Genomic DNA, 26,817 nt, shown 5'->3' with positions numbered 1-26,817 from the left:
GCGTCATTGACGCGCGCCCGCCAGGAGGTGAAAGCATCCGTCTCGACGGTGCTGGCGCCCGACTTGGCCATCTTGGTGGTCTGGAAGCTCAGCTGTGACACATCGCCATCCAGCTTCCAGGCGGCCTGCGCGCTGGCAGCGGTGCTCAGGATCAGGGTAGTGGTCAGGGTGCGCAGCGCAGTCTGGAATCGCATTGGGGAGTCTTCCTTGAGGCAGGTGATACGGGAAACCGTCAAACGGACGTGCCGACGCGGCCCGAGGCAGCAACTTGCCCGGACGCTCAGCAACGTGAATTGGATAGCCGGATGGACGAGAGGTTCCCGCCCATCCGGTTGCGTTTGCTTCATCTCACCCAAGTGATACCGCGACTGACGGCCATGACAGGCCTCCAGGGAGCCGCAGTCAGTAAAGGGCGACAACAGCAGACGACAAAGGCGCGCTGATGATGCTCAGAACATGCCCAGTTCCAGGCGGGCGTCCTCACTCATCATCTCGCGCGACCAGGCAGGCGAGAACACGATCTCGACATGGACCTTGGAGACATCCTCGGCGCCAAGAATCTTGCGCTTGGCGTCCTCAGCGATGACGTTGCCCATGCCGCAGCCCGGCGCGGTCAACGTCATCTTGAGATTGACCATCTTCTCGCCGCTGATCAGGGTGTCGATACGACAGCCATAGACCAGCCCCAGCTCGACGATATCGACCGGGATCTCGGGGTCGAAGCAGGTGCGCAGCTGGGCCCAGACGAAGGCCTCGATGTCGGCATCGCTCTGGCCGGCCGGCAGATGCGGACGCGGCACGGCGTCCAGCCCCAGCGCATCGAGGCTGAAGCTCTCGATCAGGTACATGCGACCCTCGAAGGCGACGCTGACGGTGCCGCCCTTGGCCTGCATGACTTCGACCACCGAGTCCTCATGCAGGGTCACCGACTTGCCGAACGGTACCGAGATGCCCTCCACGTCCCGCTGCAACGGCATCTTCTGGCCCTTGCCGAGGCTGGCCAGCTGGTCTTCAGTGTGGCTCATGCCCTCTCCTTGCCGAGCCGCATGACAGGCATGCGGCTCGTGAATTCTGTTGGTTCACTCAAGACGTGCGGGTGACAACATCCCCTGGCGAGTGCCGATACCAATGAGGCCCGCCATGCGCGAGCCTCATTGATCAGCGCCCGTCAGGGCCACCGCAGGGGGGTGCTCAGCGCACCATGGTCAGCACACGCTGCAGGGCATCGACGAACATGTCGATCTCTTCCGGCGTGTTGTAGGCCGCGAAGGAAGCCCGACAGGTGGCGTCGACACCGAAGCGACGCAGTACCGGCTGCGCGCAGTGGTGGCCGGTACGGATGGCGACCCCCAGCTGGTCGATCAGCAGACCGATATCCTGGGCGTGGGCACCATCGACCACGAAGGAGATCGCGCCCGCCTTGTCGGGCGAGTTGCCGATGATGCGCAGGCCGTCCACTTCGCGCATGCGCTCGCTGGCATGACGCATCAGCTGCTGTTCCCAGCGCGTGATCAGCGCCATGTGGGTGCAGTCCAGCCAGTCGATGGCCTTGCCCAGTCCGATGACCTCGGCGATGGGCGGCGTGCCGGCCTCGAACTTGTGCGGCAGGTCCGCGAACAGGGTGCCATTCTCGAACGACACCGTGCGGATCATCTCACCGCCACCCTGCCACGGCGGCATCGCCTCCAGCAGCGCTTCCTTGCCGTAGAGCACACCGATGCCGGTCGGGCCGTACATCTTGTGGCCCGAGAAGACATAGAAGTCAGCATCGATCTCGCGCACATCGACCTGCTGATGCGGTACCGCCTGGGCGCCATCGACCAGAATCAGCGCGTCGTGAGCGTGTGCCAGCTTCGCCATCTCGGCCACCGGGTTGATGCTGCCCAGGGCGTTGGAGACCTGATTGACGCAGACCAGGCGTGTCTTCTCGCCCAGCAGGTCGCGGTAGCCCGCCATGTCGAGCACGCCATCGTCGTCACACGGGATGATCTTGATGACGATATCGAGACGCTCGGCCAGAAGCTGCCACGGCACGATGTTGGCGTGATGCTCCATCACCGAGATCAGCACTTCATCCCCGGCGTTCAGCCAGTTGGCTCCCCAGCTGTTGGCGACCAGATTGATCGCCTCGGTGGTGCCGCGCGTGAAGATGACTTCCCGCGTCAGGCGCGCATTGATGAAGCTGCGCACCTTCTCACGCGTGCCTTCGAAGGCCGCCGTCGCCTCATCCGCCAGGGTATGCAGACCCCGGTGGATGTTGGCATTGGTCTTGCGGTAGTAGTCGCTCATCGCGTCGATGACGGCGGTCGGCGTCTGGCTGGTGGCGGCGCTGTCCAGATAGATCAGCGGCACATCACCATGCACGCGACGCTCGAGGATCGGAAAATCCTCGCGTACCCGCACGACGTCGAGCATCAGGTTGTCGAGTGCGCTCATGCAAAGTCCTCATCACGTGCCACCGCCACGGCGCCACCGCCCAGCTCGACGCTGAGATCGACCAGCTCATCGAGGTGGAAGCGTGACGGCAGGCGTCCCGCGACACTGCGCTCGATGCGCTCGGCGATGGCGTCGATGCCCAGGCCGGTCATGACTTCGTTGGCGAAGGCCAGGGTCAAAAGGCCACGGGCGGTCTGCTCATCGATGCCACGGGCGCGCAGCGCGAACACGGCGGTCTCGTCGAGCTGACCGGTCGTGGTGCCGTGGGAGCACTTGACGTCGTCGGCGTAGATCTCGAGTTCCGGCTTGGTGTTGATCTCGGCGCGGTCCGACAGCAGCAGGTTGGCGTTGTTCTGGTGCGCCTCGATCTGCTGGCTGTCGCGCTTGACCAGCACGCGGCCATTGAAGACGCCACGGGCGCGGTCGGCCAGGATGCCCTTGTAGTTCTCGTCGGAGAACGTCAGTGCCTCGTTGTGATTGACCAGCGAGTGGGTGTCCACGTGCTGGCGATCACGACCGAAGAACAGGCCATCGAGACGTGCATGGGCGTTGTTGCCGTTCAGGTCGCAGACGATGTCGTTGCGCACCAGACCACCACCGGTGTTCAGGTTGATGGAGCGATACTGGCTGTCACGCGGCTGCTCGACCTGCAGCGAGGCGATATGCGTCTCGCCGGTGGCGGCTTCGCCCAGCTTGTAGTGATTGAGCACGGCGCCGCGCTCCAGCATCACTTCGCTGACCATGTTGGTGAAGTTGGTCGCGCCGCTTTCACCGATGTGATGCTCGATCACGCTGGCTTCGGCGCGGCTGCCCAGCTGCACCAGCAGACGCGGGTGGCTCATGGTCACGGGCTGGCCTTCGACGGCGGCACGCGACAGGAACAGCACGTAGACCGGCTTGTCGAGCACCGTGCGCGGGCCGACCTGAATCACCGCACCCTCTTCGGTGAAGGCGGAGTTCAGCGCCACGAAGGGCGTGAAATCGATGCCGGTCAGGCGGTTCAGCGAGCCGCCGATGACTTCCGGCTGATTGACGATGGCGTCAGACAGCGGCACGACACGCACGGTGTCGGGCAGGCCTGCCACATCGGACAGCTCGGCATTGTAGAGGCCATCGACGAACACCAGACGGTAGGCGTCGACGTCGAGAGCCAGCGCATCCTTCACGGCCGGCGCGAGGCTTGCATCGTCGGCGAGACGATATTGCTGACGACCCAGTGCCTGGGTGTCGGTGTACTTCCAGGCCTCGACCTTGCGGGTCGGCAGGCCGAGGGCTTCAAAGCGGGCGATGCCGGCCTGACGGCGGGCAGCCATCCAGCTCGGATCGGCCGCAAAGCGAGCCTTGCGGGCAGCGAATTCGCTGGCGAAGGCTTCGCTGCCGGGGACGGACGCGGTAGCAAGTGCTGTCATTACGCGGTTTCCTCCTGCAGCCAGTCATAGCCCTGGGCTTCGAGTTCGAGTGCCAGCGACTTGTCACCGGACTTGACGATGCGGCCATCCATCAGCACGTGGATCTGGTCCGGCACGATGTGCTCGAGCAGACGCTGGTAGTGGGTGACCATCAGCACGGCGCGGTCTTCGTTGCGCAGCGAGTTGACGCCCTTGGCGACGACCTTGAGAGCATCGATGTCGAGGCCGGAGTCGATCTCGTCGAGCATGGCGAGCTTCGGTTCCAGCACCAGCATCTGCAGGATCTCGTTGCGCTTCTTCTCACCGCCAGAGAAGCCTTCGTTGACGGCGCGCTGCAGGAAGCTGGCGTCCATCTGCATGAAGGCCAGTTTCTCGCGGATCAGCTTCATGAATTCCGGGGCCGGAATCTCGCCCAGACCTTCGGCTTCACGCTTGGCATTCAGCGCCGCCTTGAGCAGGTAGACGTTCTTGACCCCAGGGATTTCCACCGGGTACTGGAAGCCCAGCAGCATGCCGGCACGCGCACGCTCTTCGACTTCCATCTCCAGCACATCCTCACCTTCATAGGTAATGGTGCCCGAGGTCACTTCATAGCCGTCCTTGCCGGCGATCACGGAAGACAGCGTGGACTTGCCTGCGCCGTTCGGACCCATGATGGCGTGGACTTCACCCTTGTTGATGGTCAGATCGAGACCCTTGAGGATTTCCTTGCCTTCCACCGAAACGTGCAGATCTTTGACTACGAGCATGTTGATACCTTTTGCTGACAGGCCGCCCGCGAGCGGCCCTCAAGAATGGGGTGAATGCGAAAGGGACGGCGGGATCAGCCGACGGCGCCTTCAAGGGTGACGTTGAGCAGCGCCTCGGCCTCGACGGCGAACTCCATCGGCAGCTCCTGGAAGACGTCCTTGCAGAAGCCGTTGACGATCATGTTGACCGCATCTTCCTCGCTGATGCCGCGCTGACGGCAGTAGAACAGCTGATCTTCGCCGATCTTGGAAGTCGTCGCCTCGTGCTCGACGGTGGCTGTCGCGTTGCCGATTTCCTGATACGGGAAGGTGTGCGCGCCACAGCGGTCGCCGATCAACAGCGAGTCACACTGGGTGAAGTTGCGCGCGCCCTTGGCCCGCGGGCCGATCTTGACCAGACCACGATAGGACTGCTCGGAATTACCGGCCGAGATTCCCTTGGAGACGATGGTGGACTTGGTGCCCTCACCGATGTGGATCATCTTGGTCCCGGTGTCCGCCTGCTGACGGCCATTGGTGACGGCGACGGAGTAGAACTCCCCGACACTGTCCTTGCCGCGCAGGATGCACGACGGGTACTTCCAGGTGATCGCGGAGCCGGTCTCGACCTGGGTCCAGGAGACCTTGGAGCGGTCACCACGGCAGTCGGCACGCTTGGTGACGAAGTTGTAGATGCCGCCCTTGCCGTCTTCATCGCCCGGATACCAGTTCTGGACGGTGGAGTACTTGATGTAGGCGTCTTCCAGGGCCACCAGCTCGACCACGGCGGCGTGCAGCTGGTTGTCATCACGCTGCGGCGCGGTACAGCCTTCCAGATACGAGACCTGAGCCTGCTTCTCGCAGATGATCAGGGTGCGCTCGAACTGGCCGGTGTTGGCGGCGTTGATGCGGAAGTAGGTGGAAAGCTCCATCGGGCAGGTGACGCCTTCCGGCACGAACACGAAGGAACCATCGGTGAAGACGGCCGCGTTCAGCGCGGTGAAGTAGTTGTCTGCCTTGGGCACCACGGTACCAAGATACTGCTTGATCAGCTCCGGGTAGTCCTGGATGGCTTCCGAGATGGAGCAGAAGATGACGCCCGCCTCGGACAGCTCCTTCTTGAAGGTGGTGGTCACGGACACGGAGTCGAAGACCGCGTCGACCGCGACACCCGCCAGAGCGGCACGCTCGTGCAGCGGGATACCCAGCTTCTCGTAGGTCTCGAGCAGCTTGGGGTCGACCTCATCCAGACTCTGCGGGCGGTCTTCCGGCTTCTTCGGCGCGCTGAAGTAGGAAATCGCCTGGTAGTCGATCTCCGGATAATCCAGGTGGGCCCAGGACGGCGCCTTCATCTTCAGCCACTGCTGATACGCATCCAGACGCCACTCCAGCATCCACTCCGGCTCACCCTTCTTGGCCGAGATGAAGCGAATCACGCTTTCATCCAGTCCCGGCGGAATGGTGTCGCTCTCGATATCGGTCACGAAGCCCTGCTTGTACTCGCGCTGTACAAGCTGCTCCATCTCCTGGCTCGCCATGCTGGTCTCCTCTCCCGGAGAGCTCCGGGTCTGTTCAGATGCCTGATCACCCCGCCCGAATCGCAGCGAAGTTCGAATGTTCGTGTTGCCCCGGCGACGTGTGTCGCGCGGCAACGGATTCAGCGTTTGCCGGTGCTGTTGGCTGCCGTGGCCATGGGGGGCGGCTCGTCATCCCCGTACAGGCTGATGGCCTGAATCGGCAGTTGCACCGGCATGCGCAGTGGCGCGGATGACGCCAGATGCGCCAGCGTCACGCTGCCCAGCAGCTCACTGATGGCGTACGAGACGCGCTGCCAGTTGTCGGCCACCCCGCAGGTGTTGACCAGCTCGCAATCGCCGTCGGCGTGGCTGCACTCGGTCACGGCCACCGGGCCTTCGATGGCGCTGATGATGTCGCTGGCCGTGATCTGATTGGCCGGGCGTGCCAGGCGATAACCGCCCAGCGCACCGCGCCGCGACTCAAGCAGCCCTGCCCGCACCAGCGCCTTGAGCGTCTTGCTCACGGTGGGATGCGGCAGCTGCACGCTTTCGGCCAGATCGATCGCCGCATGGGCCGAGTCCGGCTCGCGGGCGATGCGCGCCATCACGACAGCGGCATAATCGGTCATCTTGGAAAGCTTCAGCATGCTGGCCTCCACCACGGGAAGATTAATTGGGGACCATTTTAGTCCTGTATCAGAACGATGTGAAGCGGGGACCCCACCGAAAACGTCGAATTGCGACCTGGGCAACCAGTTTGCCGACAAGATAGCCGCCGATCACAACAAAAATAACAATCATTCCCATTTAAAATATCTACCAGCCCTGCCCGAGGGACCAGGTGCCCTGTACAACAATCCCGTGCGCGCCAGGTGACCGATGACGGCAGCCCCACCCTCTCTACAACGCAAGCCCTCCCTGCAACACAAGTCATCTCTACCACGCGCACCCCTCCACAACGCAAGACACCCCGCCGGGAGAATCCCGACGGGGTGTCTTGGTCACGCCATCATGCCGTCATGCAAGGCTCATGTGAGCCATGCGTGATGATCAGCCGTGGAACGGGTTGCGCAGCACGATGGTCTCGTTGCGGTCCGGGCCAGTGGAGATGATGTCGATCGGCACGCCGACCTGCTCTTCCAGGAAGCTGATGTAAGCGCGGGCGTTGGCCGGCAGCTTGTCGACTTCGCGCACGCCGATGGTGGAATCGCTCCAGCCCGGCAGGTCCTGGTACAGCGGTTCGATGGCTTCGTAGCCTTCGGAATCCACCGGGTTGTCCAGTACGTCGCCATCCTTGCTGCGATAGCCGATGCAGACACGGATGTTCTCGAGACCGTCCAGCACGTCCAGCTTGGTCAGGCAGATGCCGCTGACCGAGTTGATCTGCACGGCGTGACGCAGGGCGACGGCATCGAACCAACCGCAACGACGCGCACGACCGGTGGTGGCACCGAATTCGTGGCCACGCTCGGCCAGGTGACGACCGAACTCATCGAACAGCTCGGTCGGGAACGGACCGGAGCCGACACGCGTGGTGTAGGCCTTGGTGATGCCCAGCACGTAGTCGAGATACAGCGGGCCGACGCCGGAACCGGTGGCGGTGCCGCCGGCAGTGGTGTTGGAGCTGGTGACGTAAGGGTAGGTACCGTGGTCGATGTCGAGCAGTGAGCCCTGAGCACCTTCGAAGAGGATGTTCTCGTTGGCCTTGCGCACGGAGTGGACCAGATCCACGGTGTCGCAGACCATCGGGCGCAGCTCTTCGGCCATTTCCATGGCTTCGTCCAGCACCTGCTGGAAATCGACCGGCGCTTCACCGTGATAGTGCTGCAGCACGAAGTTGTGGTAATCCAGCACTTCACCCAGCTTGGAGGCGAAACGCTCACGGTGGAGCATGTCACCCAGACGCAGGCCACGACGCGCGACCTTGTCTTCGTAGGCCGGGCCGATGCCACGACCGGTAGTACCGATCTTGGCGACGCCACGGGCCTTCTCGCGCGCCTGGTCCAGACGCACGTGGTAGGACAGGATCAGCGGGCAGGCCGGCGACAGACGCAGGCGATCACGCACCGGCACGTCGTTGGCTTCAAGCTCACGGATTTCCTTGATCAGCGCTTCCGGAGACAGCACGACACCGTTGCCGATGACGCAGGTCTTGCCCGGGTGGAGGATGCCGGACGGGATCAGGTGGAGGACGGTCTTCTTGCCGTCCAGCACCAGGGTGTGACCCGCGTTGTGGCCACCCTGGAAACGCACGACGGCGCTGGCGGATTCGGTCAGCAGGTCGACGACCTTGCCCTTGCCTTCATCACCCCATTGGGTGCCGAGCACGACTACATTCTTGCCCATGGTTCCTATCTCTTTCGGTGAATAACCGTCGGTGAAAACCCACTCACAAGTGCAGCTGCCCTGTCGGCAGCTGCACCTCGGGACCCAGTGGCCCCAGCTGTTCTGCTATCTGTCACTCGCTGCCATCGCTCTCGGATCACCCAGCCTCAGGTGCCGAGGCTCAGTCATTCAAGCTCAGGCATCGAGTGTGACGACCTGCCAGCCGCCGTCACCATTGACCAGCTCACGATTGCAACGGTGTGCATCCGCGCCGGTGGTCTGGCCCGGCAGCGCTTCGATGACACGCTCGCCAGCGGCACGCAGCTGATCGACACACTCACGCAGCGCGCTGTCGTTGAGTGCCGGCGCCCAGATGCCATCACAGGCCGGAGCCTGCACGGCCAGCGAGGCCAGCTGCTTGAGGTCCATCGAGAAGCCGGTGGCAGGACGCGCACGACCGAAGGCACGTCCAGTATCGTCGTAGCGACCACCCTTGGCCAGCGCCTGACCGTAACCCGGGACGTAGGCCGCGAACACCATGCCGGTGTGATACTCGTAACCGCGCAGTTCGGCGAGATCGAAATAGAGCGTGACCTGCGGATGACGCTCGCGGACCGCGCAGCTCAGCGCCGTCAGCTGATCCAGAGCGCTGGTGACTGCCGCCGGTGCGCCGGCGAAGGCGGTACGCGCCTGGGCAAGAATCTCGTCATCACCGTGCAGGTGCGGCAGCGCCTTGAGCATGCCCGCCACTACCTTGTCACCCACCACGCGATCGATCAATGCATCGAGAGCGGAATACTGTTTACGCTCGATGGCGGCGAACAGCTCACGCTCGTGCTCGTCATTCATGCCGGCTTCGGCGATCAAGGCACGATAGATGCCGATATGGCCCAGTGCCAGGTGCAATTCACCGGCGCCGGCCTGCTCGAGACTGGTCAGTGCCAGGTGCAGGATCTCGTGGTCGGCCTCGAGGCCGGCGTGACCGAAGAGCTCGGCACCGACCTGCACCGGGCTGCGACCGCCTTGGTGCTTGTCCGCCTTGGTGCGCAGCACGTTGGCGCAGTAGCACAGACGTACCGGGCCTTCGCGGTGCAGGGAGTGAGCGTCCATGCGCGCCACCTGCGGGGTGACGTCGGCACTGGCGCCCATCATGCGACCGGTCATCTGGTCGGTCAGCTTGAAGGTCTGCAGATCAAGCTCGGTACCGGTGCCGGTCAGCAGCGAATCGAGAAATTCGACGGGCGGCGGCAGCACCAGGTCATAGCCGAAGCGATGATAGAGGTCGAGCAGCGCGCGGCGCAGCGCCTCCATACGGGTTGCCTGAGGGGGCAATACCTCATCCATGCCATCCGGGAGGAGCCAGCGATCTGCGATGGTCATTGCGCTATCCTGCGAGAGATTTATGACAAGGGGTGACTCGTGACGCGAGGAAATTCACCCGGCTGGCGTGCGTGACAAACGCGACGCCTGCGGGGGATTTCACAGCAGCCGACCGAGACCCGTGAAGCAAGGTCCTGCTCGACGCTTTCCTGTCGGCCTTGCGCCTGTGCATGAAAAGCGGCCACAAAAAAACCGGGCGGTGCCCGGTTGCAGGAGTCTAGCATGAATCCTTGTGGGATGAACCCCGCGAACCTCTCGAGCGACGTTCATCCACTGCGCGACCTCTGATGCTGCCAGAGGCCGCGCGCAACATCCCCGAAGGCGAGCCTTCGGGCTTGATGATGCTGCTTACTTGCTACCTCCCTGCGGGTCCTTGAAGAAGCGGAAGAACTCGCTGTCCGGCTGCATGACCATCATGTTGCCATCGCCCTTGAAGCTGTCGCGATAGGCCTGCAGTGAGCGGTAGAAGCGGAAGAACTCGGTATCCGCCCCGTAGGCACCGGCATAGATGGCAGCGGCGGAGGCATCGCCCTCACCGCGCAGGGTCTGCGCCTGCTCTTCGGCCTGCGCGAGCAGGACGGAACGGCGACGATCGGCATTGGCCTGGATCTTCTCGGCCTGCTCCTGACCCTGGGCACGATACTCACGCGCCTCACGCTGACGCTCGGTCTTCATGCGCTCGTAGACCGCCTGGGAGACTTCGTCCGGCAGGTCGATACGCTTGACGCGGATATCGAGAATCGACACCCCCAGTTCCTTGCGCATCACCTCGTCGAGCTCTTCGGTGGGCTTCTTCATCAGCGCGTCACGCTGCTCGGAGATGATCTGCACCAGTTCGAGCTTGCCGAACTCGTTACGCAGACTCTCGTCGACACGCGGCGCGATCAGGCGCTCGGCCATCTGCTCGTCGCCGGAGGTCGCTTCGTAGTAGCGCTTCGGATCGACGATCTTCCACTTGACGAAGGAGTCGACGATGACGGCCTTCTTCTCGCGGGTCAGATAACGACTTGCCTGGGCATCCAGCGTCAACACGCGCGTATCGAAGGTACGGATCGTGTTGTAGACCGGCAGCTTGAAGTGCAGGCCGGGCTGGATGTTGTCTTCCACCACTTCACCAAACTTGAGCTTGATGGCGCGCTGGGTCTCATCAACCGTGTAGAGGCTGTTGCTACCAAGCCAGGCCACTACGGCCAGACCGGCGACGGCCATCAGTGAGCGATTGTTGATCATTAACGACCCTCCCGACGGATGCTGTTGCTGCTGTCAGTGCTCTGGCTGCGGCTCAGGGCATCACTCGCCTGTCGGGACACACGGTCCAGCTCGCTACGACTCATGCCACTGCTGCCTTCGGCGGCAGCACTGGACTTGTTGGCCAGCTTGTCCAACGGCAGGTACATGAGGGAATTGCCGTTCTCGACATCCACCAGCACCTTGTTGGTCTTGCCGAGCACTTCGCCCATGGTTTCCAGATACATGCGCTCGCGGATGATTTCCGGCGCCTTCTGGTACTCGGTCAGCAGGGACGTGAAGCGGTTGGCCTCACCCTGGGACTTCGCGACCACGGACTCCTTGTAACCCTCGGCTTCCTCGATGATGCGCTGCGCCTGACCCTGGGCTTCCGGGAGAATCGAGTTCTCGTAGGCCAGTGCCTGGTTGATCGTGCGCTGACGATCCTCACGCGCCTTGATGACGTCATCGAAGGAATCCTGGACCGCTGCCGGCGCAGAGGTGGACTCGACGTTGATAGTCTGCAGCGTCAGGCCGACACCGTAGTTGTCAAGATAGGACTGCAGGCGCGACTTGACGTTGCTGGCCAGCAGCTCACGACCGGAGGTCAGGATGTCGTTCATGTCGGCACTGCCGACTTCGTGACGCAGCGCAGAGTCCATGGCGTTCTCGAGACTGATCTCGGGCGCACGGACGTTGAGCAGGAAGTCACGCGGGTTGGACACCTGATACTGCACGGACATCTGGACTTCGACGATGTTCTCGTCCTGAGTCAGCATCGACTTGGTCTGGGAGAGCGAACGCACCTTGGTGACGTTGACCTCACGCACATCGTCGATGATCGGCGGATTCCAGTGCAGGCCCGGACCGACGATGTCGTTGTACTTGCCGAAACGCAGCACGACGCCACGCTCTGACTGATCGACCAGATAGAAACCGGAAGCCGCCCAGATGGCGACCAGGATGACACCGATGATACCCGGCAGTGCGAAGGCATTGGTGCTGCCACCGTTGCCGCCATTGCCACCGGCACCGCCACGACGCTTGCGGCCATTGCCGAGCATGCCGTTGAGCTTGTCCTGGAATTTCTTCAGCGCTTCGTCGAGGTCGGGCGGTCCACCATTGCCACCGCCGTTACCCCCGCCCCCCTTCTTGTCCCCGTTGCGGCCACCGCCGCTCCACGGGTCATGCTGGTTGCCGCCACCCGGCTCATTCCAAGCCATACGTCGTCTCCACTCAGTCGATGTTCCGCTCGTCATTATGATGACGCCGCCCTGCCAGCTGCGACCGGTTCCGTGCCTTGAGCCTGATGGCCTCCGGCGACCGATTCTCTCGTACGGCATGGCGACGCGTCCCTTGCGGGAGAAGGCCATGGCCCTGCCCGACGGCCATCGTCCGTCGGACGGCATCCAGCCAATCCTGCTGAATGCCCGCTGCTCTGACGCGCAGGGCATGCCCTGCGCGAGGGCATCCATCGTCATTCGTGCGCGGCGATGGATGCCGGGTAGTGCTTGCCACTGCGATGCGACAACGATGCGCTGCTGCCTCGTGCGCCACTTCTCATCGAGTGCTGCGCAGCGCACCGGCGCAAGTCTCGTTACCAGACGGTATCAGGACTTGTGCGTGACCGACACGCGATGCTTTTCCGCGCGTTCGGCGGACAGCTCACGCTGCCAGGCTTCGCGGTCGTCATGTTCACCGCCGAGATAATCTTCAGGCGATTCACCAAGATGCGACAACAACTGCAGAAAGTCGCGTTTCTCGAGACGAATGTCCAGCAGCGCATTGCCCTGCTCGTCATATTGCTCGTCCTTGACCGCGTCCAGCTCATGCAGGCCTGCCCGCAGACGGGACTTGGCAGGCCCCAGCGTCAGCTGCATGGAGATGACATTGTCGGACAGCAGCTCGGCGAAGGCCTGCATCAGCAGATCCAGCCCCTTGCCATCGCGTGCCGACAGCCACACCGCCAGCGGACGACCGAAGCCATCACGCTCGATGCGCGGCGCCATGTCGAGTCGGTCGATCTTGTTCATGACCAACAGACGCGGCACATCACCGGCATCGATCTCGCTCAGGACGTGATTGACCTGCTCGGTATTGCGATCATTCTCCGGGTCTGCGGCGTCGATGACATGTACCAGCAGATCCGCTTCCGCCGCTTCCTGCAGGGTCGCCTGGAAGGCTTCCACCAGCTTGTGCGGCAGATGACGAATGAAGCCGACGGTATCGGCCAGGACTGCCGGACCGACATCCTCGAGCTCCAGACGACGCAGCGTCGGGTCCAGCGTCGCGAACAGCTGATCGGCGGCGTACACCTCGGAGGTGGTCAGCGCGTTGAACAGCGTCGACTTGCCGGCGTTGGTATAGCCGACCAGCGACAGACTCGGGATCTCGGCACGCGCACGGGCACGGCGGTTCTGATCGCGCTGCTTGTGCACCTTCTCGAGTCGCTTGTGGATCGACTTGATACGGGCGCGCAACAGGCGACGGTCAGTCTCGAGCTGGGTTTCCCCCGGGCCTCGCAGACCGATACCGCCTTTCTGACGCTCAAGGTGGGTCCAACCCCGCACCAGGCGGGTGGACATGTACTCGAGCTGTGCGAGTTCCACCTGCAGCTTGCCCTCATGGGTCCGCGCACGCTGGGCAAAGATGTCGAGAATCAGACCGGTACGGTCGATGACGCGACACTTGAGCGTGGCTTCGAGGTTACGCTGCTGGGAAGGACTCAATGAATGGTTGAAAATGACCAGCTCGGCTTCGTGCACGGCCAGGGCCTCTTGCACTTCCTCAAGCTTGCCTTCTCCGATGAACGTACGGGAGTCGGGGCGGGGCCGGCTACCCTCGATGAGGGTCGCCGGCACGGCGCCTGCCGAACGTACGAGTTCGAGGAGCTCACCGGCATCCTCGCGTTCTTTTTCGTCCCGGAAATTGACATGCACCAGGACGGCCGTTTCACCGGCTTCGGGTCGTTCGAAGAACAATCAGCGCCTCTAACTTCAGCTTTCTGTGGACGGCACGCTCGGATCCTGGGCCGGCAGGCGCACATTGCGCGACGGCACCACGGTCGAGATAGCGTGCTTGTAAACCATCTGGGAGACAGTATTGCGCAGCAGGATCACGAACTGATCGAAGGATTCGATCTGGCCCTGCAGCTTGATGCCGTTGACCAGGAAGATCGAGACCGGGATACGTTCCTTGCGCAGGATGTTCAGGTACGGGTCCTGGAGTGATTGACCTTTGGACATGTGACTCTCCGTAAAAATGTCTCGTTCGAGGTAAGTATGGTTATGTTCGCCAGCGCTCCGGGTTGCCCTCTTGAGGGGGCTTCACGGGCGCGGGTCGTGACCGTTCATGTTACGCTAAGTGCAGGTCTGGCGCACGATTTTCAAGGTTTCACTGTAAGGATCTACACCCATGGAATCCACCGGGTGAATCCCCTGCCAGCTCCGCAACCAGGTCAACTGTCGCTTGGCGAGTTGACGCGTCGCGATGATGCCGCGTTCCCGCATCTCATCCCGGCTAAGATGGCCATCGAGAAAATCCCACACCTGACGGTAGCCGACACAACGTATCGAGGGCAGGCCCGCATGCAGCTCCGGACGTGCCTTCAGCGCTTCGACCTCGGCAATGAAGCCCTGTTCCAACATCTGATCAAAACGCGTCTCGATACGTTCATGTAACACGGCTCTATCGTGGGGCGCCAGTGCGATCGCTATCGGCCGGAACGGAAGTTCCGCCTCTGGCTGCTCCGCGAGCAGCTCGCTCATCGGGCGCCCGCTGATCAGACAGACCTCCAGCGCACGTGTCAGCCGCTGGGGATCAGTGGCCCGAATGCGCTGTGCCGTGGCCGGATCAAGCCGCGCCAGCTGCGCATGCAGCGCCGGCAGACCCTCGGACTGGATACGCGCCTCGAGCTCCGCGCGCAGCTCGGCATCCGCTGCCGGCAGCTCCGCCACGCCTTCCAACAGACGCTTGAAATACATCATGGTGCCACCGACCAGCAGCGGCATCTTGCCGCGGGACTGGATCTCGGCGATATGCGCCAGCGCATCGCGACGAAACTCGGCGGCGGAATAGCTCTCCAGCGGGTCGAGAAAGTCGATCAGGCGATGTGGCGCTCGGGCCAGCTCGGCCGCGCTCGGCTTGGCCGTGCCGATATCCATGCCGCGATAGATCAGCGCCGAATCGACACTGACCAGCTCCGCGCCCTGCTCCTCATGCCAGCGAATGGCGAGGTCGGTCTTGCCGGAGGCCGTCGGCCCCATCAACAACACGACAGGCGGCTTGTCAGCCACCTCAGGCGCGTGGTGTCGGGAATCTTCAGGGGGTTGAATCTGGGTCATGGCCTATTGTCTGGGCTGGGAGGTGAATCAGGGGTGAACCGCGACGACACGAGGCATCATCTACTGGCCGCGCAGGAACAGCTTGTCGAGCTCATGCATGGAAAGCTCAGTCCAGGTCGGTCGGCCGTGATTGCATTGCCCGGAGCGCTCGGTGCGCTCCATGTCACGCAGCAGGGCATTCATTTCCGGAATCGTCAGTCGGCGGTTGGCGCGCACGCTGCCGCGACACGCCATGTCGGCGAGCAGTTCATTCATGTGCGCCTCCATGCGGTCACTGCGCCCATAGCGCTCAAGATCTTCCAGCATGCCGCGCACCAGGGGCTCCACATCGGCATTGCCGAGCACGACCGGCACCTGACGCACCAGCAGCGTTTCCGGCCCGGCAGCGTCCAGCTCGACGCCCAGACGCGTGAACGCCTCGGACTCGCGCTCGAAGGTGCCCATCTCGCGTGAACTGACCGCCAGCGACACCGGCACCAGCAGCGGCTGGGCCTCCAGATGGCCGCCACCGTGAACGTGCTGCTTCATACGCTCATAGGTGATGCGCTCGTGAGCGGCATGCATATCGACCATCACTAGCCCGCGCGAGGTCTGCGACAGGATGTAGACGCCGTGCAGCTGCGCCACGGCGTAGCCCAGCGGCGGCGTGTCATCGTCGTCACTCTGCGCGGGCAGACCACGCATCACCACTGCCGAGCTGCCTGAGACCGAACCACCTGAGACCGCGCCACCCGGGACCGAACTGCCTGAGCCCGAGCCACTAGAGACAGACGGCGCCGACATGCCAGGCCCTGCGTCGCTGGAAGGCGCGCCCGCCGGCGCCGAGTCGACCCGCCAGCCGGGCGCAGCTTCCCCGACACCGGCCTGCGCACTCCCCAGTCCTGCGCCCTGCCCTGGCCCGTCACCCTCGCGGCCACCTTCACCCAGCGTGACACGTGGTGCACGCCGCGCCTCACGCTCGGCACTGGCGATCGCCGCCGGGTCGTTGACCACGCCCGTGCCGCCTGCGCCGCCACCCGGCGTCAGCAGATGATCTTCGCTGGGGTGCAGTGCCCGATAGCCGGCCATGAACTGACGCACACGCTCGGCGCTCAGACGTTCGCTGGAGCGACCATCACCGGCAGGCGGCAGCTGCGAGGAAGGCTGCCAGGGGGCCGCAGGGCGGCCTGCAGGAGCGCTCGGCGAGGCTGACGAGTCGCCCCCCGCCTGCGGACCGGCCGATGACGCTTGCTGTTCAGTGGTGGCATTTGGCTGGGCGTCCTGTTCCTGACGCCCGAGGCGCATGCCCTGCTGCTGCCAGCCGGGGTCCTCCTCCTTCTCCTGCCCCTCGATGCCGGTAGGCGCGGCGCTGTTGTCACCGGGGCGCACCTCGGCCAGCGCCTTGTGCAGGCTCGAGAACAGGAAGTCATGCACCAGTCGCCCGTCCCGGAAGCGCACTTCGTGCTTGGTCGGGTGAACGTTGACATCCACCACCGTCGGGTCGAGCTCCAGATAGAGCACGAACACCGGATGCCGCCCATGGAACAGCACATCGCGATAGGCCTGACGCACGGCATGCGCGACCAAGCGGTCGCGCACCACGCGGCCATTGACGAAGAAGTACTGCTGATCGGCCTGGGCACGCGAGTGCGTTGGCAAGCCCACCCAGCCGGACAGGCGCAGGCCGGAGGCCTCGATATCCAGATGCAACGCATGCTCGAGGAAGTTGCGCCCGAGCAGCGCACCGATGCGCCGCTCCACCGTCAGGGTGTCTTCACCGGCACGCAGCTGGTGCACCACCTTCTGGTTGTGACGCAGCGTCCAGCCGATATCGTGGCGTGACAGTGCCAGCCGCCGGAAGCTTTCCTCGACATGGCCGAACTCGGTCTTCTCGGTGCGCATGAACTTGCGGCGCGCCGGCGTATTGAAGAACAGATCACGCACCGCGACGCTGGTGCCACGCGGATGCGGCGCCGGGGAGACACGCGGCGCCATCTCGCGCCCTTCCGCCACCACGCGCCAGCCATTGGCCGGTTCCTCCGAGACATTCGAGAACAGCTCCAGCCGCGAGACCGAACTGATCGAGGCCAGTGCCTCGCCCCGGAAACCGAGGCTCGCCACGCCCTCGAGGTCATCCAGGCTCTCGATCTTGCTGGTCGCATGCCGTGACAGCGCCAGCGGCAGGTCTTCCTCGGTGATGCCGCAGCCGTTGTCGCGCACGCGAATCAGCCGCGCACCGCCACCTTCCAGCTCCAGCTCGATGCGGGTGCTGCCGGCATCGATGGCGTTCTCGACCAGCTCCTTGACCACGGAAGCCGGCCGCTCCACGACCTCACCCGCCGCGATCTGGTTGGCGAGGCGCGGATTGAGGATACGGATCCGTCGCTCGCCAGGGCGAGCGGGCTGCATGTCGGTCAGCTCGTCAGACATCGATAGACTCCTGGATACACGAGCGAAAAACGCCGCTTCTCTGAAAACGATACTGTCCGCCGACCCAGCCACGGCAAGCAACGCATGCCGGAACTGCATCAGCGGACAGTGTCTGCGCCCCGCCAACGCAAGGTGCGGTCAGGGCGACTTCATGACGTCAGGTTCAGCTGCGTGGAATCTTGAGCAGCTGGCCCACGCGCACCGTGTCGCCACTCATGTTGTTGGCCTGCTTGAGGGCCGCCATGCTCACGTTGTGGCGCTGGGCCACTTCCGACAGCGTATCGCCGCTCTTGACGCGGTACTCGCCGCCATTGCCACCGCGTGCCTGGCTGCGCTGCCATGCCAGCAGACTCGCGGGCGGCGGATTGCGCTCGAAGTGACTCTGGATTCCCGAGAAGATCGAGCGCGCCAGCTTCTCCTGATAGGGGCCGCTGTTGAGGTTGCGCTCTTCCTGGGGGTTGGAGATGAAGCCCGTCTCCACCAGCAGCGAGGGGATATCCGGCGACTTGAGCACCACGAAGCCCGCCTGCTCCACCTGACGCTTGTGCAGGGAATTCATGCGCCCGAGGTTGGCCAGCACGCCGCTACCCGCCGCCAGCGAATCGTTGAGCGTCGCGGTCATGGTCAGGTCGAGCAACACGCCACGCAGCATCTCATCCTTGTCATTCAGGCTGAGATTGCCATCCACGCCCCCGATCAGGTCAGCACGGTTTTCGGTGGCGGCCAGCCAGCGTGCGGTCTCGGACGTCGCACCGCGGCTTGAGAGCGCAAAGACCGAGCTGCCGTGCGGGCGCGGGCTGTTGAAGGCATCGGCGTGAATCGAGACGAAGAAGTCCGCCTTCTGCTCACGCGCGATCTCGGTGCGCTTGCGCAGCGGAATGTAGTAATCACTGTTGCGGGTCAGGATGGCCTTGAAGCCGGGCTGGGCATCGAACATGCGCTTGAGGCGCTTGCCGATCTTGAGCACCACATCCTTCTCTCGAGTCCCGCTGGGGCCGCTTGCGCCCGGGTCTTCCCCGCCGTGGCCAGGGTCGATCGCGATGATGATGTCACGCTTGGGATGTGCCGCCGCCTGGGTATTGACCACAGGTTCCCCCGGCTCGCCCTTCAGCTTGCGCTTGGCCGCGGCCTGTTCCTGCTCGCGGATACGGGCCTCGATGGGGTCGATGGGATTCTCGACCGCCGACTCGCCGGGGAACTCGAGATCCACCACCAGGCGATTGCCATACTTGGCATTCGGCGCCAGCGTGAAGTCCTTGGGATTGACCGGGCGCGTCAGGTCGAGCACCACACGCAGGGCATCCCCCTGACGTCCGCTGCGGATCGACTTGATGGCGCTGCCTTCGAGATTCAGCGCGGCGAACTTGCGCTCGACCGCGGCACTGGCCACTTCGCTGCCGGCAAGGTCGATCACCAGACGGCGCGGATTGTCGAGGCCGAAGACCTTGGCCTTGGCGGCACTGTCGAGATCGAACACCAGCCGCGTGTGGTCCGGTGCGGTCCACAGGCGCAGGTTCTCGACCTTGGCGGCCAGCGCCTGCGGCGCCAGCACCAGACTGGCAAGCGAGCAGACGACGCCACCCGCCAGCCAGCGACGGAAGCTGCGCGCCAGACGCATACGGGGGATTTTGGACGCTATTTCAGGCATCAGACAGGATGACCCAGACAGAAAGAACATGAATGAAGATAACGAATGACCGGACACTGCGCCGCCAGACATCGCAAGCGGAACGGCGTCATCATGCCTGAGAGGTTCGGCGCTCGGCCAGTGTTGCCAACCAACCCTCACCTCGCGGTGTCAGGGCAGTCAATTCGGCCTCGCGTCCTTCGTCGGCGACGAACAGCGTGATGCGCAGATCCGGCGTGGGCAGAAAGCCCTGACCACAGCTCGGCCACTCGATCAGCGCCAGGCTGTCGGCGGCGAGCAGATCGCGCCCCCCGATGAACTCGAGCTCTTCAGGGTCGGCGAGACGGTAGAGGTCGAAGTGGTTGATGTGCCATTCGCCACCCTCGGCCCGTGGCAGCACGTAGGGCTCTACCAGGGTGTAGGTCGGGCTCTTGACCGCGCCCTGGTGACCATAGGCGCGCAGCACGCCGCGGGTCAGGGTCGTCTTGCCCGCCCCCAGCTCGCCCTCCAGGAACACCAGCCCGCGGCCGGCAAGGATATTCCCCAATTGAGTGCCGAAGGCAACCTGGGCGTTTTCATCAGACAGAAGTATGCGCATCTCGGGCCCGTGGATTGAGCAATAAATGCATATAGGATGCCAGATCACCCGCGAGCAGGCCACGTTCACCACGCTCCTGTACCGCCCGGTCGGCCGCCAGGGCATGCACCAGCACCCCAAGCCGCGCCGCCTGCGCCATGGCGCGCGTGACACGCCGGGCCTGCGCCGCCTCATCCTGGGAGGAACGCGGCTGGCGTGCATCGAAGCCGCCGTTGAGCGCCTGCGCCGCCAGCCCCGCGATGATGCCACCCAGCACATCGCCCATGCCGCCACTGGCCATACCCGGATTGCCATAGGGGCAGAGCGCCACCGCCGGCCCCTCGAGTACCCCCGCAGGGCTCGCCACCAGACTGCCCGCGCCCTTGAGCACCACGCTGCCACCGAAACGCTGCTGGAGTGCTCTTGCGGCTGCGATCCGGTCGTGTTCGATGTCCGCCACACTGCAATCGAGCAAACGCGCGGCCTCACCGGGATGCGGCGTCAGCACCCAGTCGTCGCGACGAATGATCTCGCCTTCGCTCGCGCGCCAGGCCAGCAGGCTCAGGCCATCGGCATCGACGACCAGCGGCTGCCCCGCCGCCAGCACCCGCGACATGCCGCCCCAGCCCCACAGCATGCTCTCGAGACTCTCGGTGCCCATGCCCGGGCCGACCAACGTCACGCTGGCCTGAGCCAGCTGTGATTCCAGCACGGCGAAGCCATCGTGGCTGCTGCCCTCCGGGCCACTCTTGAGGCCGCGCGCCATGACCTCAGGGCAGCGCGTCAGGCTGGCGCTGATATGCGCGGGCGCCGTCAGCAGCGCGACCTTGCCGGCCCCGGCGCGCGCCGCCGCCTCACTGGCCAGCAACACCGAGCCCCCCAGCCCCGGCCCGCCGCCGAAGACCAGCGCGCTGCCGGTATCGCCCTTGTGGGCCAGCGGCGAGCGCGGCACCAGCTCGGACTCCAGCCAGCGCGGTGTCAGCCGCTGCACGGCGTCCTCTGCCAGCAAGGCCGCGGTTCGCGACTGCGCGACCACCTCCGGCAACACGCGCGCCGCGCCCAGGCGCGCCAGACTGACGTGCCCGGCGTGCAGCTCGGCGCGTCCGGTGTGCAGGCCCGGCTTGTCGACCAGAAACGTCAGCGTCACATCCGCTTCCACGGCGACACCCGCGACCGCGCCCGTCGCGGCGTTCAAGCCTGAGGGCACATCCAGCGCCATGACATGCACGCCGTGCTGATGAGCGTGATTGATGCGCTCGATGGCTTCGACCACGCTGCCGCGCGGCGCATCGCGCAGGCCGATGCCGGTCAGCGCATCCACCAGCAAGGACCAGCCCTTGAGCAGCGCATCCGCCGCCTCCTCATCGGCCTTCGGCCATGCCAGCGTCTCGACACCAGCCTCGCGCGCCGCGATCGCAGCCAGCTGCGCATCACCGGTCAAGGCATCCTCCGGCGTCAAGGCGATGACCCGCACCTCGAAGCCCGCCAGCAATGCCAGGCGCGCCAGCAGATAGCCATCGCCGCCATTGTTGCCGCCGCCACACAGCACGCACAGCCTGCGAGTCTCCGGCCAACGCTGACGCAGCAGATCGAACGCCGATTGCGCGGCGCGCCCCATCAGGCGCTTCTCCACCGGCGCCTCGCTCTGGCCACTGTCAGCGGCGACGGTCTCCTCCGCGAGCATCCAATGCTCCAGATCACGCAGCGCCGCCAACGGCCACAGACAGTTGACCGAGCGCCACAGCGTCATGGTCGCCGAAGATGCCGGGGGGCAGGTCTGGTCAGAGGTCGATTCGTGCGCTGTCATGCCTACACTCCTTGTCTGGATATCCATTGCCTGACTGGATGTTCGTTGCCTGTCTAGACGCTCGTTGCCTGTCTGGATGTGCGTTGCCTATCGTGAGGCATGGCGTGGTGTGCCGCCTTCCTTTCTACTGCACCTTACCTGCCGTGCTCACGCCGTCAGGCAGCACGCTTGGGCTGACCGGCAAGTTGCGCTAAGGTGGCGCGCCTCTGCCCTCGATCTCGCTGGAACCCCCATGTCTGCTCCGCACTCCTCCACCGCCGCCGCTTCACCTGCCGACACCGGGAGCCCCGCTGCCGATGAACAGGCCATGGCGGCACTGGCGACGCGCATCAAGACATGGGGGCGCGAGCTGGGTTTTCAGCAGGTAGGCATCACCGATGTCGACCTCTCGGCCCACGAGGCCTATCTGGAGCGCTGGCTGGCCAACGGCCATCACGGCGAGATGAACTTCATGGCCAAGCACGGCACCAAGCGCACTCGTCCTGAGGAGCTGGTGCCCGGGACACTGCGCGTCATCAGCGTGCGCCTCGATTACCTGCCGCCTGAGGTCGAGACCACTCAGGTGCTCAGCCAACCCGAACGCGCCTATGTGTCACGCTACGCGCTGGGGCGTGATTACCACAAGCTGATGCGCAAGCGACTGGCCAATCTGGCCAAGCAGATCGAGAAGGAAGTCGGCAAGTTCGGCTATCGCGCCTTCGTCGACTCCGCCCCGGTGATGGAGCGCGCCCTGGCACAGAAGGCCGGCATCGGCTGGTTCGGCAAGAACGCCATGCTGATGAATCAGCAGGCCGGCTGCCTGTTCTTCCTGGGCGAACTCTACACCGACCTGCCCCTGCCGGTGGACGCCCCCTTTGAAAAGGAACACTGCGGCAGCTGCAACGCCTGCAAGGTCGCCTGCCCGACGGATGCCATCGTCGAGGACAAGGTCGTCGATGCGCGGCGCTGCATCTCATACCTGACCATCGAGCTCGATGGCGCCATCCCCGAGGAATTCCGCCGCCCGATGGGCAACCGCATCTACGGCTGCGATGACTGTCAGCTGTTCTGCCCCTTCACACGCTTCGCCAAGGCGACTCAGGAGACTGACTTCTCGCCGCGCCATGATCTGGATCGCATCGAGCTGATCCGCCTGTTCTGCTGGGGGGAGCAGGAATTTCTCAGCAAGACGGAAGGCAGCCCGATTCGACGCATCGGCTACGAGAAGTGGCTCTCCAACATCGCCATCGGGCTGGGCAATGCGCCCTGGTCGGAGCAGGTCGAGCATGTGCTGCGCGCCCGCCTGGCCTACCCCAGCGAGCCACTGCGCGAGCATGTGCGCTGGGCGCTGAAGGAGCAGGCCATCAAGCGCGGCGCCCGCCTGGCCACCGCGCTTTGAGAGGCGTTGCCTAGAGGAACGATGCTTAGACGATGCCCTGCTGGGTCAGCTTGAGGAAGGTCTTGCGGTAATGCGCAAGCTCCGCCAGTGACTCACGGATATCGTCCATCGCCTGGTGCGTCGCACGCTTCTTGAAGCCGTCGAGCGCAGCCGGATTCCAGCGCTTGGCCAGCTCTTTCAGGGTCGAGACATCGATGTTGCGGTAGTGGAAGAATTCTTCCAGCAACGGCATCTCGTGCTGCAGGAAGCGGCGGTCCTGATGCACGCTGTTGCCACACATCGGCGAGGCGCCTGCCGCCACGTGCCGGGCCAGGAACTCGATGGTCTGGCGTTCGGCTTCGGCGGTATCTATCTGACTTTCCTTGACGCGCTTCACCAGCCCGGATTCACCATGGGTGCGCGTGTTCCACTCATCCATCGCCTCCAGCAGGCTGTCCGGCTGATGCACGGCCAGCACCGGGCCTTCGGCGATCAGGTTGAGATCTCCGTCGGTGACCAGCGTGGCCACCTCGATGATGCGCTCACGCGCCGGGTCGAGACCGGTCATTTCCAGGTCGATCCAGATGAGGCGGTCGGCCTGCGCGGTGGGATTTGCCATGGGTCACTCCTTGCTGAGCAGATGATGGAATGGCGCGGGACGCCAGTCGATGACAGCAGTATCACACGCCATCCCGGGGCGTCGCACGACACCCGAGGGCGCAAAGGGTACAATCGCGTCGCAAAGGGGGGAAGACTCTCCCATCCCTGGCGAACGAACGGCGACCGGAGTCACCAGCCAAGCATGAGTAAACGCAAGCTAAGCCGCCAGCAGCAATGGCGAATCGAGAAGGTGCAGGCCGAGCGTACCAAGCGCGCCGAAAAGCGCGAGACGCAGGACCGCGACAAGCTCGACGCCGGCGAATATGGCCCGGAGCAGCATGGCCGTGTCATCGCCCACTACGGGCGCAGCCTGGAAGTCGAGAGCGAATCCGGCAGCCTGCACCGCTGCCACCTGCGCGCCAACCTCGAGACGCTGGTCACCGGTGACCGGGTCATCTGGCGCGAAGCCAGCGATGCCAGCGGCGTCGTCGTCGCGCGTGGCGCACGCACCACCGAGCTTGAACGCCCCGACATGCGTGGCGTGCTCAAGCCGGTGGCGGCCAACATCGACCAGATCCTGATCGTGTTCGCCGCCGAGCCCGCCCCGCAGCCCAACCTGATCGACCGCTATCTGATCGCCGCGGAAGCCACCGGCATCACGCCGGTGCTGGTGCTCAACAAGGTCGACCTGCTGCCGGAAAGTGGCGGTGAGCTGCGCGACCTGCTGGCGCGCTATGAAGCGCTCGGCTACGAAGTCGTCGCCTGCACCACGCGTGGCGAGTCGGGGCTTGACGCCCTCAAGGCCCAGCTCAGCGACCGCACCTCGGTCTTCGTCGGCCAGAGTGGCGTCGGCAAGTCGTCCCTGATCGGCATGCTGCTGCCCAGGGAAGAGGTTCGTGTCGGCCCGCTGTCGGCCGAATCACGCCAGGGCATGCACACCACCACCACCGCCTGGCTCTATCACATGCCGGATGGCGGTGACCTGATCGACTCGCCCGGCATCCGTGAATTCGGCCTGGTACACCTGACTCCCGAGCAGGTCACCGACGGCTTCCGCGAGTTCCACGACTATCTCGGCTATTGCCGCTTCCGCGACTGCAAGCACGAGAAGGAGCCGGGCTGCGCCCTGCTGCAGGCCGTGGACAACGGTGAGATCGGCCGCGTGCGCTTCGAGAGCTACAAGAAGATCCTGCTGTCGCTGACCGAGAGCTGATCAGGCGCTATCAAAAAAGCCGTCAACAAAAAGCCCCGCCAGGCAGTCACTGCCTGGCGGGGCTTTTTCATGCTCGACACTCTCGAGATACATCACATCATCGAGACACATCACAGCCTCGAGACACACCACTGCCGCTTTCGAAGCCTAGCCTTCCAGCAACAGCAGCAGTGATAGCGCGAACAGCACCCACATGGTCGGGCGAATCTCGCGCGCCTTGCCGACGCCGAGCTTGATGACCACGAAACTCAGGAAGCCGAACACGATACCGTGGGTGATGGAGTAGGTCAGCGGAATCATCACCATGGCGATGAAGGCCGGAATCGCATCATCGAACTGGTGCCAGTGGATCTTGCCGATCGGCTCCATCATGAACACGCCGACCAGAATCAGCGCCGGGGCAGTCGCGATGGACGGTACCAGCGACAGCAACGGTGCCAGGAACAGGAACGGCAGGAAGCAGAGCGCCACCACCACCGCGACCAGCCCGGTGCGTCCGCCCTGACTGATACCGGCCGCCGATTCGATGTAGGCATTTGCCGGGCTGGTACCCAGTGGCGCAGATACCAGCGCCGAGAAGGCATCGACCATCATCGAGCGACGGATATTGCGCGGGTCACCATTCTCGTCCTTCAGATTGCCCGCCTCGGCCACCGCCATGAAGGTCGAGAGCGCATCGAAGAACACCGTGAACAGGATGACGAAGATGAACGGCGCATAGGCCACCTTGAGCGAACCGAGCAGGTCCAGCGCCAGCAGGCCGCTGAAATCAGGCGCAGCGAAGATGCCGGTGAAGTTGACCAGCGTCGGCTGAGCGATCTCCGGCGGGAAGTAGGCGCTGCCATCCCCCCACAGACGCCCGATGGTGGTCGCCATCAGGGTCGTGACGATGATGCCGATGATCAGTGCGCCGTGAATGCGCTTCGCGACCAGGATGGCGGTCAGCGCCAGCCCAAGCAGGAAGACCACCAGCGAGGGCGTCATCGGCGCCACACTGACCACGGTGACCGGATTTGAGACGATCAGCTTGGCATTCACCAGACCGATCAAGGTGATGAACAGGCCGATACCACAGGCGATGGCGTAGCGGAGCTGAGCGGGAATCGCATCGATCACCAGGCGGCGCACGTTGAACATGGCCAGTACCGCGAAGATGACGCCGGCCCAGAACACGCAGCCCAGCGCGACCTCCCAGCTCATGCCGCCGCCCAGCACCATGGTGTAGGCGAACAGGGCATTGATGCCCATGCCCGGCGCGACCAGGATCGGGTTGCGCGCGTACAGGCCCATCATCAAGCTGCCGAAGAAGCTGACCAGCACGGTCGCCGTGAGGGCGGCACTGAATGGCACGCCGGCGGCTGACAGGATGCCGGGATTGACCACGATGATGTACATCGACGCCATGAAGGTGGCGATGCCCGCCAGCACTTCCGTGCGCGTCGTGGTGCCTTCGGCACGCAGTGAGAATAGGCGCTCGAGCAAGATGATGACTCCCGTTCAGGATGAAGCTATTGAGTAGCAGCTCAGCGTCGACGAGTCGCCGACATGCTGCACCGAAATGACACACATTGAGCGCCCGCACCGTACTCGAAGAGTGCAGCAGCGCCACTGGCTTTAGACAGTGTATTGCCTGGGGCCGCGAAGAGGGGGTTCCCGAGGGCCAGAATGTGGCATTCGCCTCAGGCCCGCTGCACTGAAACAAGCGCTTCTTTCGACAAGACCTACTGGCTACAAGATCTACTGGATCTACTGGCTGCTGGCTGGCCTCGCCAGTTGATCAGAAGGCTGTCCAGAAGGTCAGGTCATGGCGCGCACTGTGCCCTGCTGGCACACGCGTCGTCCACGTCTGTACCGTTATGCGT

General features: G+C 64.0%; 22 protein-coding genes. 2 read left to right on the top strand and 20 right to left on the bottom strand.

The window, feature by feature from the left end:
* From AOG28_RS15730 to AOG28_RS15645, 18 genes are all read right to left on the bottom strand, one after another.
* On the bottom strand, nt 1–194 hold a 194-nt coding region (locus AOG28_RS15730; RefSeq protein WP_054557096.1), incomplete at its 3' end, for a hypothetical protein.
* 255 nt (nt 195–449) lie between these two features.
* A complete protein-coding gene (gene sufT / locus AOG28_RS15725) occupies nt 450–1,025 on the bottom strand; it encodes a putative Fe-S cluster assembly protein SufT (protein WP_043335218.1) in 576 nt (191 codons plus the stop codon).
* A 166-nt stretch (nt 1,026–1,191) separates the two neighbouring features.
* Nucleotides 1,192–2,436 carry a cysteine desulfurase gene (locus AOG28_RS15720; RefSeq protein ID WP_054557095.1) on the bottom strand — a complete coding sequence of 415 codons (1,245 nt, stop codon included), beginning with the start codon at nt 2,434–2,436 and terminating at the stop codon, nt 1,192–1,194.
* Nucleotides 2,433–3,845 carry a Fe-S cluster assembly protein SufD gene (sufD, locus tag AOG28_RS15715; protein ID WP_052384761.1) on the bottom strand — a complete coding sequence of 471 codons (1,413 nt, stop codon included), beginning with the start codon at nt 3,843–3,845 and terminating at the stop codon, nt 2,433–2,435. The genes AOG28_RS15720 and sufD overlap by 4 nt, the downstream gene beginning before the upstream one ends.
* Nucleotides 3,845–4,594 (bottom strand): Fe-S cluster assembly ATPase SufC, encoded by a 750-nt coding sequence (sufC, locus tag AOG28_RS15710; RefSeq protein WP_043335213.1) that lies wholly within the window; start codon nt 4,592–4,594, stop codon nt 3,845–3,847. The genes sufD and sufC overlap by 1 nt, the downstream gene beginning before the upstream one ends.
* Before the next feature lie 74 nt (nt 4,595–4,668).
* Nucleotides 4,669–6,111 (bottom strand): Fe-S cluster assembly protein SufB, encoded by a 1,443-nt coding sequence (gene sufB / locus AOG28_RS15705; RefSeq protein ID WP_054557094.1) that lies wholly within the window; start codon nt 6,109–6,111, stop codon nt 4,669–4,671.
* Nucleotides 6,112–6,230: 119 nt separating this feature from the next.
* On the bottom strand, nt 6,231–6,737 hold the full coding sequence (locus tag AOG28_RS15700; RefSeq protein ID WP_054557103.1) for an SUF system Fe-S cluster assembly regulator: 507 nt from the start codon (nt 6,735–6,737) through the stop codon (nt 6,231–6,233).
* Nucleotides 6,738–7,140: 403 nt separating this feature from the next.
* Nucleotides 7,141–8,436, bottom strand: a complete 1,296-nt coding sequence (locus AOG28_RS15695; RefSeq protein WP_043335209.1) for an adenylosuccinate synthase — start codon at nt 8,434–8,436, stop codon at nt 7,141–7,143.
* Nucleotides 8,437–8,610: 174 nt separating this feature from the next.
* On the bottom strand, nt 8,611–9,795 hold the full coding sequence (locus tag AOG28_RS15690) for an ATP phosphoribosyltransferase regulatory subunit (RefSeq protein ID WP_054557093.1): 1,185 nt from the start codon (nt 9,793–9,795) through the stop codon (nt 8,611–8,613).
* Nucleotides 9,796–10,143: 348 nt separating this feature from the next.
* Nucleotides 10,144–11,025 (bottom strand): protease modulator HflC, encoded by an 882-nt coding sequence (gene hflC, locus AOG28_RS15685; RefSeq protein WP_043335206.1) that lies wholly within the window; start codon nt 11,023–11,025, stop codon nt 10,144–10,146.
* A complete protein-coding gene (gene hflK / locus AOG28_RS15680; RefSeq protein ID WP_054557092.1) occupies nt 11,025–12,245 on the bottom strand; it encodes an FtsH protease activity modulator HflK in 1,221 nt (406 codons plus the stop codon). Before hflK ends, hflC begins: the two co-directional genes overlap by 1 nt.
* A 387-nt stretch (nt 12,246–12,632) precedes the next feature.
* Entirely contained in the window at nt 12,633–14,003 is a 1,371-nt protein-coding gene (gene hflX / locus AOG28_RS15675; protein ID WP_052384759.1) for a ribosome rescue GTPase HflX, read from the bottom strand.
* Between the two features lie 15 nt (nt 14,004–14,018).
* Nucleotides 14,019–14,267 carry an RNA chaperone Hfq gene (gene hfq, locus AOG28_RS15670; protein ID WP_043335203.1) on the bottom strand — a complete coding sequence of 83 codons (249 nt, stop codon included), beginning with the start codon at nt 14,265–14,267 and terminating at the stop codon, nt 14,019–14,021.
* Nucleotides 14,268–14,381: 114 nt separating this feature from the next.
* Nucleotides 14,382–15,365, bottom strand: a complete 984-nt coding sequence (gene miaA / locus AOG28_RS15665; RefSeq protein ID WP_082388890.1) for a tRNA (adenosine(37)-N6)-dimethylallyltransferase MiaA — start codon at nt 15,363–15,365, stop codon at nt 14,382–14,384.
* A 60-nt stretch (nt 15,366–15,425) separates the two neighbouring features.
* Nucleotides 15,426–17,774 (bottom strand): DNA mismatch repair endonuclease MutL, encoded by a 2,349-nt coding sequence (gene mutL, locus AOG28_RS18750; RefSeq protein WP_235507053.1) that lies wholly within the window; start codon nt 17,772–17,774, stop codon nt 15,426–15,428.
* 163 nt (nt 17,775–17,937) lie between these two features.
* Nucleotides 17,938–19,392: an N-acetylmuramoyl-L-alanine amidase gene (locus AOG28_RS15655; RefSeq protein ID WP_054557090.1), complete on the bottom strand. Its 1,455-nt coding sequence runs from the start codon at nt 19,390–19,392 to the stop codon at nt 17,938–17,940.
* Nucleotides 19,393–19,513: 121 nt separating this feature from the next.
* Nucleotides 19,514–19,999 (bottom strand): tRNA (adenosine(37)-N6)-threonylcarbamoyltransferase complex ATPase subunit type 1 TsaE, encoded by a 486-nt coding sequence (gene tsaE / locus AOG28_RS15650; RefSeq protein WP_043335197.1) that lies wholly within the window; start codon nt 19,997–19,999, stop codon nt 19,514–19,516.
* Nucleotides 19,980–21,785: a bifunctional ADP-dependent NAD(P)H-hydrate dehydratase/NAD(P)H-hydrate epimerase gene (locus tag AOG28_RS15645; protein WP_054557089.1), complete on the bottom strand. Its 1,806-nt coding sequence runs from the start codon at nt 21,783–21,785 to the stop codon at nt 19,980–19,982. Before AOG28_RS15645 ends, tsaE begins: the two co-directional genes overlap by 20 nt.
* Before the next feature lie 307 nt (nt 21,786–22,092).
* On the opposite strand from AOG28_RS15645, the gene queG reads away from it, so the two are divergent.
* The gene (gene queG / locus AOG28_RS15640) at nt 22,093–23,163 is read left to right on the top strand and encodes a tRNA epoxyqueuosine(34) reductase QueG (protein WP_054557101.1); all 1,071 of its coding nucleotides are present in this window, start codon (nt 22,093–22,095) and stop codon (nt 23,161–23,163) included.
* Between the two features lie 25 nt (nt 23,164–23,188).
* On the opposite strand, the gene orn is transcribed toward queG, so the two are convergent.
* Nucleotides 23,189–23,761, bottom strand: coding sequence for an oligoribonuclease (orn, locus tag AOG28_RS15635; RefSeq protein WP_043335192.1), 573 nt, complete (start codon nt 23,759–23,761; stop codon nt 23,189–23,191).
* Nucleotides 23,762–23,944: 183 nt separating this feature from the next.
* On the opposite strand from orn, the gene rsgA reads away from it, so the two are divergent.
* Entirely contained in the window at nt 23,945–24,955 is a 1,011-nt protein-coding gene (rsgA, locus tag AOG28_RS15630) for a small ribosomal subunit biogenesis GTPase RsgA (RefSeq protein WP_043335189.1), read from the top strand.
* Between the two features lie 147 nt (nt 24,956–25,102).
* On the opposite strand, the gene AOG28_RS15625 is transcribed toward rsgA, so the two are convergent.
* Entirely contained in the window at nt 25,103–26,437 is a 1,335-nt protein-coding gene (locus AOG28_RS15625) for an NCS2 family permease (RefSeq protein ID WP_082388884.1), read from the bottom strand.
* Nucleotides 26,438–26,817 lie beyond the last annotated feature (380 nt).

It is taken from the genome of Cobetia sp. UCD-24C, assembly GCF_001306765.1.
In the GTDB taxonomy this organism is placed as follows: Bacteria; Pseudomonadota; Gammaproteobacteria; order Pseudomonadales; family Halomonadaceae; genus Cobetia; species Cobetia amphilecti.
The sequence above is the reverse complement of the archived record's forward strand: the minus strand, read 5'-3'. Positions and strand labels throughout refer to the sequence as shown.